22 protein-coding genes are annotated in these 15681 nt (G+C 59.8%); 10 read left to right on the top strand and 12 right to left on the bottom strand.

The window, feature by feature from the left end:
- The first annotated feature begins 50 nt into the window (after positions 1–50).
- Positions 51–725 (top strand): tRNA (guanosine(37)-N1)-methyltransferase TrmD, encoded by a 675-nt coding sequence (gene trmD, locus Q5H92_RS11190; protein ID WP_305011611.1) that lies wholly within the window; start codon positions 51–53, stop codon positions 723–725.
- 168 nt (positions 726–893) lie between these two features.
- Positions 894–1274, top strand: coding sequence for a 50S ribosomal protein L19 (rplS, locus tag Q5H92_RS11185; protein WP_241934825.1), 381 nt, complete (start codon positions 894–896; stop codon positions 1272–1274).
- A gap of 140 nt (positions 1275–1414) precedes the next feature.
- Here the strand turns inward: rplS and Q5H92_RS11180 are convergent, their stop codons facing one another.
- Both Q5H92_RS11180 and Q5H92_RS11175 read right to left on the bottom strand, forming a co-directional pair.
- Complete coding sequence (locus Q5H92_RS11180) at positions 1415–1822, bottom strand: hypothetical protein (protein WP_305011610.1); 408 nt, start codon at positions 1820–1822, stop codon at positions 1415–1417.
- A 172-nt stretch (positions 1823–1994) separates the two neighbouring features.
- Positions 1995–2678 carry a hypothetical protein gene (locus tag Q5H92_RS11175; RefSeq protein WP_305011609.1) on the bottom strand — a complete coding sequence of 228 codons (684 nt, stop codon included), beginning with the start codon at positions 2676–2678 and terminating at the stop codon, positions 1995–1997.
- Positions 2679–2981: 303 nt separating this feature from the next.
- Here Q5H92_RS11175 and Q5H92_RS11170 point away from each other — a divergent pair, with 303 nt between their 5' ends.
- The 7 genes from Q5H92_RS11170 (at position 2982) to Q5H92_RS11140 (ending at position 7307) form a co-directional block, all read left to right on the top strand.
- Entirely contained in the window at positions 2982–3389 is a 408-nt protein-coding gene (locus tag Q5H92_RS11170) for a 6-pyruvoyl trahydropterin synthase family protein (RefSeq protein ID WP_305011608.1), read from the top strand.
- A complete protein-coding gene (gene folE / locus Q5H92_RS11165) occupies positions 3382–4041 on the top strand; it encodes a GTP cyclohydrolase I FolE (protein WP_305011607.1) in 660 nt (219 codons plus the stop codon). Before Q5H92_RS11170 ends, folE begins: the two co-directional genes overlap by 8 nt.
- Positions 4042–4130: 89 nt before the next feature.
- Complete coding sequence (locus Q5H92_RS11160) at positions 4131–5066, top strand: TIGR01777 family oxidoreductase (RefSeq protein ID WP_305011606.1); 936 nt, start codon at positions 4131–4133, stop codon at positions 5064–5066.
- A gap of 30 nt (positions 5067–5096) precedes the next feature.
- Entirely contained in the window at positions 5097–5348 is a 252-nt protein-coding gene (locus Q5H92_RS11155; protein ID WP_305011605.1) for a DUF6364 family protein, read from the top strand.
- Positions 5345–5752 (top strand): type II toxin-antitoxin system VapC family toxin, encoded by a 408-nt coding sequence (locus Q5H92_RS11150; RefSeq protein WP_305011604.1) that lies wholly within the window; start codon positions 5345–5347, stop codon positions 5750–5752. Before Q5H92_RS11155 ends, Q5H92_RS11150 begins: the two co-directional genes overlap by 4 nt.
- Before the next feature lie 332 nt (positions 5753–6084).
- A complete protein-coding gene (locus Q5H92_RS11145; protein WP_305011603.1) occupies positions 6085–6294 on the top strand; it encodes a RyR domain-containing protein in 210 nt (69 codons plus the stop codon).
- A gap of 53 nt (positions 6295–6347) precedes the next feature.
- Positions 6348–7307 (top strand): hypothetical protein, encoded by a 960-nt coding sequence (locus Q5H92_RS11140; RefSeq protein WP_305011602.1) that lies wholly within the window; start codon positions 6348–6350, stop codon positions 7305–7307.
- Here the strand turns inward: Q5H92_RS11140 and Q5H92_RS11135 are convergent.
- Positions 7304–7447, bottom strand: a complete 144-nt coding sequence (locus Q5H92_RS11135; RefSeq protein WP_305011601.1) for a hypothetical protein — start codon at positions 7445–7447, stop codon at positions 7304–7306. The genes Q5H92_RS11140 and Q5H92_RS11135 overlap by 4 nt on opposite strands.
- Here Q5H92_RS11135 and Q5H92_RS11130 point away from each other — a divergent pair.
- A complete protein-coding gene (locus Q5H92_RS11130) occupies positions 7439–8134 on the top strand; it encodes a DUF2625 domain-containing protein (protein ID WP_305011600.1) in 696 nt (231 codons plus the stop codon). The two genes, Q5H92_RS11135 and Q5H92_RS11130, sit on opposite strands and share 9 nt — an antisense overlap.
- Here the strand turns inward: Q5H92_RS11130 and Q5H92_RS11125 are convergent.
- The 9 genes from Q5H92_RS11125 to Q5H92_RS11085 all read right to left on the bottom strand — a co-directional run bounded on the left by Q5H92_RS11125 (position 8131) and on the right by Q5H92_RS11085 (position 15660).
- Positions 8131–10527, bottom strand: a complete 2397-nt coding sequence (locus Q5H92_RS11125; protein WP_305011599.1) for a penicillin-binding protein 1A — start codon at positions 10525–10527, stop codon at positions 8131–8133. The genes Q5H92_RS11130 and Q5H92_RS11125 overlap by 4 nt on opposite strands.
- Before the next feature lie 186 nt (positions 10528–10713).
- The gene (locus Q5H92_RS11120; RefSeq protein ID WP_305011598.1) at positions 10714–11175 is read right to left on the bottom strand and encodes a hypothetical protein; all 462 of its coding nucleotides are present in this window, start codon (positions 11173–11175) and stop codon (positions 10714–10716) included.
- A 50-nt stretch (positions 11176–11225) separates the two neighbouring features.
- Positions 11226–11618 carry a hypothetical protein gene (locus Q5H92_RS11115; RefSeq protein WP_305011597.1) on the bottom strand — a complete coding sequence of 131 codons (393 nt, stop codon included), beginning with the start codon at positions 11616–11618 and terminating at the stop codon, positions 11226–11228.
- A 279-nt stretch (positions 11619–11897) separates the two neighbouring features.
- Complete coding sequence (locus Q5H92_RS11110) at positions 11898–12251, bottom strand: hypothetical protein (protein WP_305011596.1); 354 nt, start codon at positions 12249–12251, stop codon at positions 11898–11900.
- Complete coding sequence (locus Q5H92_RS11105; protein WP_305011595.1) at positions 12238–12765, bottom strand: hypothetical protein; 528 nt, start codon at positions 12763–12765, stop codon at positions 12238–12240. The genes Q5H92_RS11110 and Q5H92_RS11105 overlap by 14 nt, the downstream gene beginning before the upstream one ends.
- Before the next feature lie 61 nt (positions 12766–12826).
- Positions 12827–13042, bottom strand: a complete 216-nt coding sequence (locus tag Q5H92_RS11100; RefSeq protein WP_305011594.1) for a hypothetical protein — start codon at positions 13040–13042, stop codon at positions 12827–12829.
- 40 nt (positions 13043–13082) lie between these two features.
- Positions 13083–13484 carry a hypothetical protein gene (locus Q5H92_RS11095; RefSeq protein WP_305011593.1) on the bottom strand — a complete coding sequence of 134 codons (402 nt, stop codon included), beginning with the start codon at positions 13482–13484 and terminating at the stop codon, positions 13083–13085.
- Positions 13477–15114, bottom strand: coding sequence for a DUF4153 domain-containing protein (locus Q5H92_RS11090; RefSeq protein WP_305011592.1), 1638 nt, complete (start codon positions 15112–15114; stop codon positions 13477–13479). The genes Q5H92_RS11095 and Q5H92_RS11090 overlap by 8 nt, the downstream gene beginning before the upstream one ends.
- Positions 15115–15261: 147 nt before the next feature.
- Positions 15262–15660 carry a hypothetical protein gene (locus Q5H92_RS11085; RefSeq protein WP_305011591.1) on the bottom strand — a complete coding sequence of 133 codons (399 nt, stop codon included), beginning with the start codon at positions 15658–15660 and terminating at the stop codon, positions 15262–15264.
- Between the last annotated feature and the right edge of the window lie 21 nt (positions 15661–15681).

The following is a 15681-nucleotide window of genomic DNA, read 5'->3' as shown; positions in this document are numbered from 1 at the left end:
GCCCGCCCGCCCAAAACGCGGACTCGCAGAGTCCACGCTACAAATCAACCATGCGTATTGACATCCTCACCTGCCTGCCGGAGCTGCTGGTCAGCCCCTTCGCCCATTCCATCGTGAAGCGGGCGCAGGACAAGGGCCTAGCCGAAATCCACGTGCACCAGCTGCGCGAGCACGCCATCAACAAGCACGGTCAAATTGACGATTTCGTGTTTGGCGGCGGCGCGGGCATGGTACTGCGCGTCGAGCCCATTGCGGCGTGGATGGACGCGTTGCAGGCCGAACGGCCCTACGACGCCATCATCTACCTCACGCCTGACGGCGAAACGCTGCGCCAGCCGCTGGCCAACCGCCTGTCGCTGATGCAGAACGTCATCATGCTCTGCGGTCACTACAAGGGCATCGATGAGCGCATTCGCCAAACCTACATCACCCACGAAATCAGCGTGGGCGACTATGTGCTGAGCGGCGGCGAGCTGGGCGCGGCCATTTTGGTCGATGCTGTGGTGCGGCTGCTGCCAGGCGTGCTGGGCAACGAAGAGTCGGCCCTGTCCGATTCTTTTCAGGACGACTTGCTGGCGCCGCCCGTGTACACCCGCCCCGCCGAATGGCGCGGGCAGGCCGTGCCCGATATCCTCTTATCGGGCAATACACCCAAAATTGAGGAGTGGCGGCACGAGCAGGCGCTGGCCCGCACCCAGCAGCGGCGGCCCGATTTGCTCTCCTGATGCCTGCTTTAGTTCGCAGGCCCATTGAATTAGCAGCAAATCAGCGAACAAGCTGAAGCATGTTCTACAAACCGCTTGCTATCCTCAACCTAAAGCGCTATCTTTGCGCTCCGTTTCGTAAAATACTAATTCCCGACGGCGGCGCCGTCTTTCGCAATTTTCTCAGCCATGAGCGTACTACTTGACTTTATCCAGGCCGAATCGCAGGAGCGCCGCGCCAGCTTCCCCCAGTTCGCCGCCGGCGACACGATTAACGTGCACGTGAAAATCCGCGAGGGTGCCAAGGAGCGCATCCAGCAGTTCCAGGGCGTGGTGCTGCAGCGCCGCAACCCGAGCTCGAACGGCGAAACCTTCACCGTGCGCAAGATTTCGAACCAAATCGGCACCGAGCGCATCTTCCCCCTGCTGTCGCCCAACATCGAGAAAATCGAGGTAGTGCGTCGCGGTAAAGTACGTCGCGCCCGTCTGTTCTACCTGCGCGGCCTGTCGGGCAAGCAGGCTCGTATCAAAGAGCGTCGCCTGAACGTGGTGGCCAAGGCTACCGCCTAAGCTCAGCCGCAGCCCACAAGCTGCCTATAAGCAGCCCACAAGCTGCCTATAAAACAAAAAGCCGGCCCCACGCGTGGGGCCGGCTTTTTTGGGTTTAGCATTCGGAAGATTAAGCATCCTCCGGATATTTTACCGACTGTTTAGCTATGCGACGAGAAGTCCTGCGGCAGGCTGCCGTCCACTTCTACCGAGCCGCCTTGCAGCTGCTGAGCCACAGCAGTGAGAACCTCGCCCAATTTAGTCACGCGGGTGGCCGTGTTCACGTTATCGGCGAAGTTGGCGGCCTGGGTGGTGCCGGTGCCCAGGCGGGCCAGCAGCGGGGCAATCACGTTCACGTCGAGCGTGCCGCTGCCGAAGTGGGCCTTTAGGGCCTGCAGGTCGACCACCATCTGGTGCAGGGCTGGGTTGTTGGCTTCCTTCAGGTCTTCAATCCAGCGCTGGAGATGGTTGTCGAGGCCGGATTTTTCAGTCGTGGCGGTGAGGTCGCCGGTGAGCAGATGGATTGCACCATCGAGGTGCTGCTGGTGCTGCGAATCTTTCTTTTCCATGGGTGGGGTGTTTTGCGTAATCGGTAAGCAACGGCGGCGCTGGGTGCGCAACCGTCCTTGCCAAACGTAGCAATGCCCCATGGGGTTGGCAACATTGCCCCAACCGGCCCAAACAAAAAGCCCCGCCGATGTCGGCGAGGCTTTTATTCAGCTTGCGAAAATACGCGGAAAGCTATTCAATCTTGTTCATACGGTCCTTCACGGCTTCCAGGGCCACGCGCATGCTCACAATGTCGCCGCGGGCGGCTTCCTGCTCTTTCAGGTTGGCATCGATGAGGTTGTTGAACTGCTGTAGTTCGGCAGCGTTGGCCGCCAGCATCTGCTGGATTTCAATTTTGCGGGCTTTGTTCTTCTCGATGTCTTTCTTGATGGCATCAGCCTTGGTAATCACAGCCATGTGGTTGTTCTGCGAGGCGACGAGGGCGCGCTCGGCTTCGGCAATCTGCGACACCAAGTCTTCGCGGTACATCATGCGGGCGAAGTCCTTAAGGTACTTCTCGGCCGACTTCCACTGCACCGGCGTTTTGTCTTTAGCCAAGTAAGCGTTGCCCAGGTCGATGCTCCACCACACGGTGGTGCCGGTGGGCGTAGCGTCCACTTTAGAAATGACGCGAATGGGGGTAGGTGCAATTTCTTCGATGATAACACCGTCCATCGTTACCACCCCTTTGCTGTTCTTTACCTTGTTGCCAAACTTCTCGTTCAGCTGCTTCAGCCAAGCCGCTTCCACCCGCTTGTTGTCGAGCTGCATGCTCACGCGCTGGCCGGTACGGGGCACTGCGCCAGCACCAGTGTTAATCGACATATCGTATTCATCCACAGGCGATTTCTGAGCATAAACACCCAGTGTAGCCAAGCATACAAGAAGTAAGATGAGTAGGCTTCGTTTCATGGTAATAATAACTTGATGAGAGCTTTAAGAATGGCCGTTGCAAAGGCGGAAAACGCCATTGCCGTTTTCCGGTTTTTCAAATTTAAGACCTTTCTTTCATGCAAATTCTTTTCCCAAGGATTTTTTTAGGAATAATGCTGTTTTTATTTCTTTAGTCCAATTCATCATGTGTTAAGTATACGAATCCACAATAGGTAAATTCGTTGAATGCTCCGCATCTTCTCTTCAATCGTAACAAAGGCCCGCAGGAGAGAGTTGTAAGGCCATATGCAAGTCACCGTTTGCCGCACCGAGCACTTCAATGCCGCCCACCGCCTGCACAATCCGGCGTGGAGCGACGAACAAAACCATCGGGTTTTTGGCCTGTGCAACAACCCCAACTACCACGGCCACAACTACAACCTGACCGTGCGTCTGACCGGGCCGGTCGACCCCGAAACGGGCTATGTGTACGACCTCAAGCGCCTGAGCGACCTTATTAAGCGCGAGGTGCTTAACCGCTTCGACCACCGCAACCTGAACCTTGATACGGAAGAGTTCCGTATCCTGAATCCCACGGCCGAAAACATCGCCGTGGTTATCTGGCAGCGCCTGCGGCCGCATTTGGAAGCGGGGCTAGCCCTATCGGTCACACTCTACGAGACGGACCGTAACTTTGTAGAATACCATGGATAACCCTTCCGGGCCGGCCCCGGCAACCGATTCGCACCTGCCCACGGGCCTGCGCACCCCGCTTCGCGACGATGCTTTCGTGCGCAGCGACGACGAGAAAATTGCGGCCATCAGCGGCCATTTTGAGGCCATTATGCGGGAGTTGGGCCTCGACCTAACCGACGACAGCCTGGCCGGCACCCCGCGCCGGGTGGCCAAGATGTACGTGAAGGAGTGGTTCAAGGGCCTCGACCCGGCCAACCGGCCTGAGGTACGGATGTTCGACAACCGCTACGACTACCATCAGTTGCTGGTGGAGCGCGACATTACGCTGTTTTCGTGTTGTGAACACCACTTTGTGCCCATCATCGGCAAGGCGCATGTGGCTTACCTGCCGGGCAGCCACGTGGTGGGGCTGAGCAAGCTCAACCGGGTGGTGCAGTACTACGCCCGTCGCCCGCAGGTGCAGGAGCGCCTCACACGCCAGATTGCCGAGGAACTGAAGCAAAGCCTGGGCACCGACGACGTGGCCGTCCTCATCGAAGCCGACCACCTGTGCGTGATGAGCCGCGGCGTGAATGACACCAGCAGTTCGACGCTGACCAGCGAATATGGCGGCCGCTTTGCTACTGATGAAGCGCTGCGCAACGAGTTTCTGCGGCAGATTGGGAAATAAGTTGTGTTTTAGGTTTGGCGGGCCGAGCTATATGCTTGGTTCGATGTTGGCTCAGTGCGGCAGTTTTACTTTTGTCTGAAATAACTACCATGACCGAAACCTCTTCTCGCAAAGTCCTCATTACTGGCGGCACCGGGCTCATTGGCACTCGCCTGGCCGAAATGCTGATTGACAGCGGCTACGAAGTGGCCTTGCTGAGCCGCGAGCCGGCCAAGAGCAGCCATTTCCGCAGCTTCCGTTGGGACCCGCAGGCGGGCACCATTGACGAGGCGGCGGTGCCGTATGCCGACTACATCGTGAGCCTAGCCGGGGCCAGCGTGAGCGACGGCAAGTGGACCGACGAACGCAAGCGCGACATCATGACCAGCCGGCTGGGCGGGCTGAAGCTGCTGCACCGCGAGTTGGCCAAGCCCGGCCACCACGTGCGGGCCGTGATTTCGGCCTCGGCGGTGGGCATTTATGGTGATGCCGGCGACCAAGTGGTGACCGAAGAAACGCCCCCGGCGCTGCCCACGCACGACTTCCTGGCCGATGTGTCGCACCAGTGGGAGCTGGCGGCGGCGCCCATCGCGGCGCTGGGCATTCGGACGGTGATTCCGCGCATTGGCGTGGTGCTGAGCACGGAGGGCGGCGCCCTGCCCCAGATTGCCAAGCCGGTGAAGCTGGGCGCGGGTGCGGCGCTGGGCAGCGGCAAGCAATACATGTCCTGGATTCACCTCGACGACATCTGCCGCCTGTTCATCGCCATGCTGGAAGACCCGGCCTGGGAGGGCACCTACAACGCGGTGGCCCCATACCCGGCCACCAATCAGGCCTTCACCGAGGTGCTGGCCCAGGTTCTGCACCGGCCGCTGATTCTGCCCAAGGTGCCGGCCTTCGGGCTGAAGCTGGCGATGGGCGAGATGAGCGAAATCGTGCTGGCCTCGCAGAACGTGAGCGCGGCCAAGGTGCTGGCGCAGGGCTTTCGGTTTGAGTACCCGGAGCTGCGCGGGGCGCTGGAGGCGCTATATGGCGAAAATGCGTAATTTCATTCCATCGCTATTTTACCTTGCTTTATGAAAGCCGCCGACATCACCGTACACTTGGAATCGCCTTTTTTGGACCGTTTGGAGCAGTTGGCGCAGTTGAGCGGCAAATCGGTAGCGGAAGTAGTGGAGCTATACATTAAAGTGCAGATGGGCTGGCGGCCGGTAAGCGGTGAGGTGCCGGCGGCGGTGCAGGCATTGGCTGGCAGCGTGCCCCTGCCACCTGACTGGGACTACAAAACCGCCCGCGACGAAGCCCTGACCCGTAAATACGGCCGATGAAACACCTGTTTCTCGACACCAATATTCTCATCGACCTGCTGTCGGGCCGCGAGCCCTTCGGGGCCGTGGCGTTGTTTGCTGCGGCCCACGCCCGGCAGATGCACTTGTTCGCTTCGGGACTTTCCATTAGCACCTGCCACTATATTCTGGAGCGGCATCATCCGCAGCTCAATGGCCGGGCGCTGGTGAGGCAATTGCTGCCGCTGCTCACCATCACGGAGGTGTCGGCCACCGTGATTCAGCAGGCGTTGGATTCGGCATTTGCGGATTTTGAGGATGGGCTTCAGTATTATTTGGCGAGCTCCAATCCGTTGGTGGAAGTCATTGTGACGCGCAACGTGAAGGATTTTTTGCCGGCCGATATTCCGGTTATTGAGCCAACGCTGGCCGTGCTGTTGGCATAGGTCCGGCGCTGGCGCCAGACGGGCACCGGTATTCCGTCAACGCCTCCGCAAGCCACTCAACGGCCCCGCAATCTAATGCCTCCGGAACCGCGTCCGATGGCTCTGCAAGTCCGCCGATGATTCCGGAAACGCATCCGATGGCTCTGGAAGCAATCCGATGCATCCGGCAAGGCGTCCGATGACTACGGAGAGGCATCCGACGCATCCGGAAGCTGTCCGATGGCCCCGGAGATGTCTCCTATGCACCCGGAAACGCATCCGATGACTCAGGCCGGGCATCCGATGGCATTGGAAATACGTTCCATTTTTATTTTCACCCCCCTTTCAACCTCATGCCCACCTTACCCGACCTCGAACTTGTAGCCGAAAAAGTCCACGAAGCCTGGATGAAAACCAAACAGAGCCAAGGCGTGACTACCCGCCTGAGCGAAACCGGCGAGGAGCTGATGGTGCCCTACGCCCAACTCAGCGAGCCGGCCAAGGAACTGGACCGCATGACCGTGCGGACGGTGTATGCGGCCATTGAAGCGTTGGGTAGCTGAGGTGGCGGCAGATGCGGTGCGTTGACTATCAAGCTCGGTAATCTGTCGTCATTATGAAGCATCTCCATTGGGTTCTGCTCCTTTTCCCGTTGATGTCGCTGTGCAGCGATGGGCCTAAGCAGCGGGGTTATACCTTGAAGATTTTCCAGTATGAGGGCACCGATTCACTCCAAAGGACGCTGGCAGTGACACGGGTATTCAATGCACAAAATCAATTGCTTTTCGAGCAGTACCACCAGAAATATGAGGAAAATGGCTATGGGTATTTTGGAGGCTCCACGACACGATTTATTTACCGCGATACCTGCTTGGTCAAAACTATTGGTGCTATGCGAGGCGATAGTCTCAAAAGCTACTCTTTATATAACGATAAAGGCCAGTTAATCAAAAGCAGGTCTTTTCAATACCAGAAGAAACTCAAGCCCAGCGTTGACAAGGGTTTGACCAGACCCGGCGGATGCATCATCCTACCTGAGGACTATGAAAAGAACCGGGTTTGGCAGGAAGGAGTCACTAGTGTTAATCGGTACAATGCAGAAGGCAAACGGGTTGAATACACTAGTATGCAGGGTTCAACAGTACTAGATAAACGCCGGTGGAGCTATTACAAATCCGGAAAGTTGCGCGAACAATCATCAAGCAGCGATATCGCAGCATCTATCTCCCGCACGTGCTATTTCTACGATGACCGCGGCCGGCTAAGCAAGCAGGTTTCCTACAGAGATGAGAAAGTTAGTGCGACCAATAATTACAGCTACCGCAACAATTCGGTTTATGTGAATGGCACCTATGCTGCCTTTCCCGGGCAATATCCGCTTTCGGTTTATCGCAATGTCAAGAAGCTGGATTTGAAAGGCCGTCTTATTGAGGAAACGGACTACGTGGGCCGGTGTACTCTGGAAACCAAGAAACGAATACGTTACCGTCCTGACGGGAGAATAGCCCAGACTGTTCTCTTCACCTGCCGGGATAGTAGCCGCTTGGTGCACGACTACGTGTATACTTCTCGTTAGCGCCGCAAACTATCCGGTACGCCGCCCCCTTTGTTCATCTGCTCCAGCAGGTTGTCGGCGGCAATGGCATCGACGGCCACGGCGCGGCTAGTGTAGTTTTGTTTATGCGTGTTGCCTTGCTTCTCCTGCTCTTGCTTCAAGCAGATTTTCTGTTTGCCCAATCGATGCAAACCCGCCCACTGACTGAGCTTATTAACACCCAAGACCCGGGCTGGCCGTTGGTGCAGGGTTGGATTGCAGCCGCGAAGAACAAGGTGCAGGTACTGCCCAAGACTGCGGCCCGCGCCGACAGCGCTTTATTGCTGGCGCAGGTGACTACCCGTTCGCCAATGGGTGCAGTGGTTCACGAAACGGGTGGCATCCTCATAGATAATGGCTGGCTCCGCATTCTAGGTTCTGGGTCGCCGGGCCTCAACCGTGACCTCATGGGTTGGAACAAGGACAAGCAGCAAGGGCTTCTGCTGATTGCCGATGATGCGTTGGGAGGTTTTTTCGCGCTCAACGGCGGCGCTTTTGGACAAGCGACGCTCGGCAAAATTTATTACCTGGCACCCGAAAACCTGGAGTGGGAGCCGCTAAACAAGGGCTATTCTGATTTTTTAGTTTTCTGCTTTTCCGGCAATCTGGACCAGTTTTACGACAAGATGCGTTGGAAAGGCTGGCAGCAGGAAGTAGCCAGCCTCAATGGCAATCAAGGCATCAGTTGTTACCCTTTTTTATTCACTACAGAAGGCAAGAACCTAAGTAAGGTTCTGCGGAAGCCAGTGCCCATCCAAGAGCTTTGGATGTTCAGCAATGACATGCGCCAGCAACTCGGGATTCATTAGCGCCGCAAACTGTCCGGCACCCCTCCCCCATTGTTCATCTGCTCCAGCAGGTTGTCGGCGGCGATGGTATCGACGGCCACGGCGCGGCGGCGCGGCTCCGACTCGGACACGCAGGTGTACTTCTTGTTGATTTTGACGGTGGGCTTGGGGAAGTGGCCGGGCATGTAGCCGAGGTCCTTGTCCTGGTAGATTTTCTCCATGAACTTGCCGAAAATGGGCAGGGCCGTGCGGCCGCCCTCGCCCTGCTGCGAGCCCGTGAAGTGGATGCTGCGGTCTTCGCCGCCCACCCACACGCCGGTCATCAGGTCCTTGGTCATGCCCATGTACCAGCCGTCGGAGTAGTTGGAGGTGGTGCCGGTTTTGCCGCCGATTTGGTTGTCGTTTTTCCACAGCTCGTAGTCCCAGAGGGCCTGGGAGGTGCCGCCGGGCTCTTCCATGCCGCCGCGCAGCATGTAGGTCATCAGCCAGGCGGTTTCGGCCGGGATGGCGCGGTGCTGCACGGGGTCGAACTGCTGGATGACGTTGCCGTTGCGGTCCTCGATGCGGGTGACGAGGCGCGGGTCGGAGCGGAAACCGTTGTTGAGGAAGGTGCTATAGGCGTCCACCATTTCGTACACGCTCACGTCGCCGGCCGAGCCCAGGCCGATGCTGGGCACCGGCAGCAGCGGCGAGGTGATGCCGACTTTGTGGGCGTATTTGGCCACGTTTTCCCAGCCCACTTTCTCGGTCAGCTGGGCCGTCACCGAATTCACGGAGCGGGCCATGGCGTGGCGCAGCGTCATGTTGATGCCGGTGTATTCGCGGGTCACGTTGTCGGGCTTCCACTCCATGGGCTGGCCGTTTTCGACGTAGTTGATGGTGACGCGCTGGTCGCGAATGCGGTCGCAGGGCGAGTAGCCGTTGTCGAGGGCCGTGAGGTAGACGAAGGGCTTGAACGTGGAGCCGGCCTGACGCTTGCCCTGCTTCACGTGGTCGTACTGGAAAAAGCGGAAATCGAGCCCGCCCACCCAGGCCTTAATCTGGCCGGTGTAGGGGTCCATGCACATCATGCCCGATTGCAGGAAGTGCTTGTAATAGGCCAGCGAATCGAGCGGCGACATCACCAACGTGGTGTCGTTGTCGTCGTGCTTCCAGGTGAAGACTTTCATCGGCCGCTTGGCGTTCAGGGCCGAATCGAGGCGCTGGGGCTGGTTTTTATAGCGGTTGGCGAGGCTCTTGTAGCTCTCGGTGCGCTTCATCTGGGTGAGGATGAAGTCGGGGATTTCCTGGCCTTTCTCGTCCACCCAGGGGTTCGAGCCGCGGTTGCGCCAGAAGTTGTCGAACTGCCGCTGCAGGGCCTTCATGCGCTCGTGCAGGGCGTCCTCGGCGTGGGCCTGCATGCGCGAGTCGATGCTGAGGTAGATTTTCATGCCGTCGCGGTACATGTCGTGGCCGGTGCTGTCGCACCAGGCGTCGACAAACTGGCTGATGGCGCTGCGGAAGTAGGTATCGGGGCCGTCGATGTGGGGCTCGACGTGGTAGTTGAGCACGATGGGCGTGGCCTTGAGGGCCTGAATCTGAGCGGCGGGCAGCACGCCGGCCTGGCCCATGCGGTCGAGCACCACGTTGCGGCGGCGCAGGGCGGCGGCCGGGTGGAACTTGGGGTTGTAGGCCGTGGGGTTGTTGAGCACGCCCACCAGCATGGCCGCTTCCTCGGGTTTGAGGCTGTCGGGCGAGGTGTGGAAGAAGGTTTTGGCCGCCACCTTGATGCCGAAGGCGCTGGAGCCGTACTCCACGGTATTGAGGTACATCCGCAGGATTTCCTCCTTGGTGTAGCGCTGCTCCAGGTCCACGGCGGTGAGCCACTCCTTGGTTTTGGCCACGATGGTGCTCACCACCGGGATGTAGCCCAGAGCGCCCCGGCTCTGCTGCCGGCGGATTTTATACAGGTTTTTGGCCAGCTGCTGAGTGATGGTGGAGCCGCCGCGCTTCTCGCCACGCAGGGAGGAGAAAGCGCCGCCGAGCACGGCCTGCAGGTCGATGCCCGAATGCTCGTAGAAGCGCACGTCCTCGGTGGCAATGAGGGCCTTGATGAGCAGCGGGGACATCTGGCCAAGCGCCACCGGCGAGCGGTTTTCGCGGAAGTACTTGCCGATGAGCACGCCATCGGAAGTATAGATTTCCGACGCCTGCTCCACCTTGGGGTTCTCCAAATCGGCCAGGCTGGGCGACTTCCCGAAGAGGAACATGAAATTGGTGCTCACCAGAAACGGGTACACCAGAAACAGGATGACGACGAGCCCGAACCCCACCCAGGCCCAACTGGCCAGCCGCAGGGGCCAGCGGCGGCGCGCCGGCAGTTTCGGTTTGGAGCCCGGGGAGGCAGAAGAGCTTGTCGGTTGGGAATCGGCCATGCGCGGCAACAGAGTGGGAAGCGGAGTAGAAACCCCGCCGCGAAGAACGACAAATATACCAGTCCGGTGCCCCAGCAAGGCAAATGGCCCGAGTACCGCGAAATTTCATCTCGCCGACGAGCGGGGCGAGTGCTGACGTTGAACTCGCTCCGCTCATCGACGAGATGAAATTTCGCGGTACTGGTTCTAGCGGCGCTGGCGAGCGGTCAGGATGGCCTGGTGATGCACGTTGCGCCGGGCGCGGGCCTTGTTGCGCTGCCAGCGCCAGCCCAGCTCGGCCAGCGCCGCCAGAATGAAGCCCAGCCCCAGGAAGTAACTCCAGTGCAGCATGCGCACCTGCCCCCGCGTAGGCGATTCCAACTCCTTGAACAGCAGCAAGCCCCACAGCTCATCGAGCAGCGTGAGCACCCATACCACGCCGGCAAATACCCGCCCCACCCGGCCCAGCGCCAGCTGCCAGTGCAACAGGTACAGCGCCAGCCCCGGCAGCGCCGAAAGCAGCACAAGCGGCTGCTCCTGCACCAGCGGCAAGCCCAGAAACACGATGCTGAGCGTTTCCTTCAGCACCTGTGCGGCAGCCAGGCCGCGGCCCAGGCGCGAGAGTTTCGGAACAGACGGCAGCGGATGAAGGTGGTGCGACGTGGGCATAGCGCGGGCAAAAACGGAGGCCAATACGCTGCCAATATAGGCAAACGCCGTTAGTAGCGCCGCATCATGACGCGAGTGGTCTGGCAGCGCCAAGTGAGCAGCACGATGAGCAGGCCTTTCACGGAATCCAAGAGCAGGTTGTCGGGCTTGCCGAAGGCATAATAAATCCCGATGCCAATGCCAATCCACCACAGTCCCAGCAAGTAGCACCACGTAGCATAGCCCCGCTGCCGCTGCCACACCTGCACCAGCGCCACCAGCGCCACCAACGACACAAAGCCCAGCAGCCAGCCCACGATGTAGGTCAGAAAAGTGGTTTCGGGGCTGTATTTCACGCCAAACTGCGTGAGGGTGAAAACCGGCGCGAAGAACGCGCCACTCGTCAGCGCCACTTCCAGCAGAAGAGCAATGGAAAGCACGACCAAAAGCAGCGTACGGGCCATGAAGCGAAAGCAAGTGTGAAGCCGTCACGGGCCTTTCTCAGACTTGGAAAGCCCAACGGGCCGCCAAGCTAAACAAGAAACTTGGATTCGTTACTATTCTGGCTCAGGCAATATTTTGCCAATTTCACCGCTGAAGTACTGGCAATGGGAACATTGGCTGCAAAAATCACAAACATTCAGCCAACCATCTTCTTGCTAAGAATCAATTTTTTCATAGCAAAGCTCCTATTCACCATTTTACTCAATGCCCGCTATGCAAGCCGTTCCTCCAATCTAGCTTCAGCCGTGGCTCAGAAACGCCACCCGTAGGCCGCTGAGGAACGACAGTAGCAGCGTAACCAGCGCCACGCCCAGCCCCAGCGCCAGCGAAATGCAGCCCAGCGCCAACCGCAGCCAGCGCGGCCCGCTGTAGCTGATGGGCCAGCGCAGCAGCACGCCAATTGTTTGCAACCCGCCCGCCAACAACAGGAGCGTCAAAGCTACCCAGGTCCAGAACTGGGCATGCGGAGAGTTTCGCCAGATTTCCTGCTCGAAGCGCAGGCTGAGGCCGGCCAGCGCGATGCCCGCGCCCGTGAGCCACAGGCGGGGCGGCACCTCCGGCCAGTGGGGCAGAAAATGCTTAAGCGGCTGCATAATCAATGGCCGGCTCCAGGGCCGGCAGGCCAATTTGGGTGCGCAGGGCGGCGGTGGGCTGGGCGGCGTATTCGGTGAGCGACCAGCGTACGATGGGTTGGGTGCGGCGGCCCCGCTGGTAGTGGCGGCGCAGCTCGGGCCACACCTCGGGCGTGAGCACGGCGAACAGCAGGAACCCCACGCAGGTGATGGACCAGTCGCCGTTGCCCAGCATGAAGGCCTTGAGTTTGAGTTCGTCTTCGGGCGTCATGTCGTAGCCCAGCAGAACGTGTTTGAGGTCGTGGTTTTCGTAGTGCGGAATGAGTTCCAGGTCGTGTTTGGCCAGAATATCGGCCACGCCGCGGCCCAGCGTGCCGGCGGGCAGGCTTTGCAAATCCGGGAGCTGGGGGCGGCCTTTTTCCGTGCCGTAGAGCCGCCAGAAAATCGGAATCAGAAACGAGGTACGGGCGTGTACGATGATTTTGCGGGCCAATACCTGGTAGGCGTTCAGGCCAGTTTGGGGAGTGGGGTTCATCAGAATTGGGGAAAAGGAGGATGGAAAAAAGGGAGAGGAAAAGAAGTTGGCAGGTCGGTCCTTAGCGGTTCGACCACAGCAGCATGAGCTGCGTGAAAGCCAGCAGCAGCAGGCCCAGCAGCACCACCGTGGCGGGCAGCACGCCGCGCAGCAGGCGCTGCCAGCGCACGTCGGGCGTGGCGCCCCGCTCCTGCCAGGTGAGCAGCACGCCGAGGGCGGCCACATCGCCGATGCAGAATAGAATACCGAGGAAAGTGAGGGCGAATTGGGGAAACATCGTTTGGAGAAATTACCAGGTTAAAAACTGACCATCGGGGTTATTCAACCCACATATTCTTACCATCGTCAAACCAGCTGAATACCGTAATCAAAGCCAGCATCGCATTCAGCACCCACCATGCGGCCAGCAGCAGCCGCAGCTTGATGGACCAGCCCAAGGCCACATTTTTAGCCCAGTCGCGGCAGCCTTCCTGCCGGAAAAAGGAGCCAAAACCGACAATGGCCTTCGTGTAAAACAGGCGCGAGCCCAGCACCACGACGACGGTGAGCGGCGTGAGCAGCGCCGTGGTGCCGCAGCTGCGGCAGCCCGCATCCTGCACCACCATCACCCAATGCCACAGGCCGGCGCAAGGCAGCATGCAGGCCACCGTCCAGGCCAGGCTGCGGGCCAGCCAGTGCCCCAGGCCCGAGGGAGGGGCCGTATGAATGAGCTTATTCATGGCTTCGCAGCTGGTGGCCGGCCTGGTAATCAACCCAGGTGAAGCTCTGCCAGTCGGAGGGCGCGGCATAGGCGGCGCGGGCGTTGGCCAGGGCAACATCGAGACGGTGCTGGGCTTCGGCGGCGCCGACGACCTGGTAGGTGCCGTACTCGGTGTCAGCAGTGAGCTGGGGCACTTGGTTCAGCACGGCGCGGCGGGCTTGCAGCGTGGGCAGCACCCGGTCAGGCATGGTGAGCAGGAAGCCGATGTCGATGCTGCGGAAGCGCGGCTGCAGGTTGTACTTGGCCATCCAGACTTCCCAGTTGCCGGCGGCCAGCATCAGCAGCACCGCGTACACAGCCAGCGCGTTGAGCCGCACGAGGCTGTAAGCCGAGCGGCGCTGCCAGATTTTGAGTAGCACCGTGCCCAGCCCGAAAAATACCAGCAGCAGAAAAAAACACACGCCGATGCGCTTGTAGGCCACCCCGCAGTGCAGGATGTAGTAGTAATTGCGCAGGCCCACCGATACGGCCAGCACCGCGTTCTGCACCACCCACACCGTGGCCCCGCCGCGCAGCCACGGCAGGCCGGGCTGGTAGAAGTTGAGGTTGCGGCGGAAAAACCACAGCACAATACCCATGGCCAGCAAGATGCTGAATATGAGCACATAAGTGCCCTCGTGCACGAACTGCATCAAGTTGAAGCCCGGCGCAGGCTCGAAGCCAAACCACAGCCAGCGAATATCAATGGCATTGACCACCAGCAGTAACAAATTCACCAGCCCGAACACGGCCGCAGCGGCGTAGAATTCCTTGCGCAAATCGAGCGCCCGCCGGGTTTGCAGCCGGAAATCGGGCCGGCGCACGCCGAAGGAGGCCACCCGGTCGCGCTGCCGCCGGATGAACTCGCCGAAGCGCGATTCGTGGTCGGCAAACACATACACCGGCACCGCCACCAGCACCCCGGCCACCAGCACGAAGCCCACAGCCACAAACAGCAAGTGCGCCAGCGAAATATCGGGAATCAGCCGGGCCAGCCAGTTGCCCAGCACCGCCAGCGCCCGCCCGCTGATACGGTCATACTCCGAATTGGCCACTGCAAACAGCAGGTGAAACGCCCCCAGAATAACCAGCGGCACCACCAGCAGCCGGCCGTAGAACCAGCCCCGGCGCACGCCCGCGCCGCCGTGGCGCGGCGTCCGCAACCCGCGCAGCACCCGCAGCCAGGCCTGGGCCACGCTGTTGGTGGCCGTAAGCGCCGCGTAGAGCACCAGCTTCAAATGCGGCTGGTTCACGTAGCCTAGTAGCAGCAGCACCGAGGCCCAGCAGGCCAGCGCCGCCGCACCGGAGCCGTACACGGCCATCATGGCGCCGCTGAAAACGGTGCCCACCACCGCCAGCCAGAAGTAGCCCGAACGCCGCACCGCCGCCACGCGCGGCAGCAGCACCAGTTGCGCCACCACTATAAAAAGCATGAAGACGAGCATGTTCACGCCGCCCGTTTCCTGCCAGAACAGCCAGTCGAACAACACCATGCCCAGCGGCAGCAGGATTTTCTGCACCCTCGTGAGCGGCGGATGCGGGGTGGTGGTAGCAAAATTTGCCGGGGAGGCAGCGGGCCATTGGGCCCCGGGTTGCAGGGAAGTTTCCATCAATTAAAACGCTTTGTATTTCAAAGTAGATTTTCAAAAAAATTAGCCGCGAGGCTATGCTATGGGTTGCAGGGGTCGAAGCCGTCATGCTGAGCTGAGTCGAAGCATCTCTACCGCTTCACCTGATGTGACGCCTAACCGAACACCTCACCCCCGTCCCCTCTCCAAAGGGGGAGGGGAGCCAGCCGAAGCGGTGGAGAAGCTTCGGCTACGTTCAGCATGATGGCCAATTGGTGGTGGCATTGCCCCAGGTGTGCTGCCCAGTTCAGGTTCCATTATTTCCAACAACTCGCTTTCCTCGCGCAGCCTCAGTGCGCCGCCGGCTTGCTGCATGCCTTCGAGGCGCGCGTATTCGGCGGCAATGGCCGCGCAGAAGCGCCCGACACCGTAGCCGCCGGCCCGAAACGTGCGCCGGCTGGCCGTGAAAACCACCAGCGCTGTGCCGGCCATCAGCCCGCGGTAGAACTGCTTCCACAGCCACTTGGGCAGCCGGCCCCGCCCGAACGACCATTGCCGAATAGCCACGCAGTAATACACCAGGTACATTTCCTCATCGAGCAGAATGCG

This window comes from Hymenobacter mellowenesis (genome assembly GCF_030581005.1).
GTDB lineage: Bacteria > Bacteroidota > Bacteroidia > Cytophagales > Hymenobacteraceae > Hymenobacter > Hymenobacter mellowenesis.
This window is presented reverse-complemented; position numbering and strand designations above follow the sequence as displayed.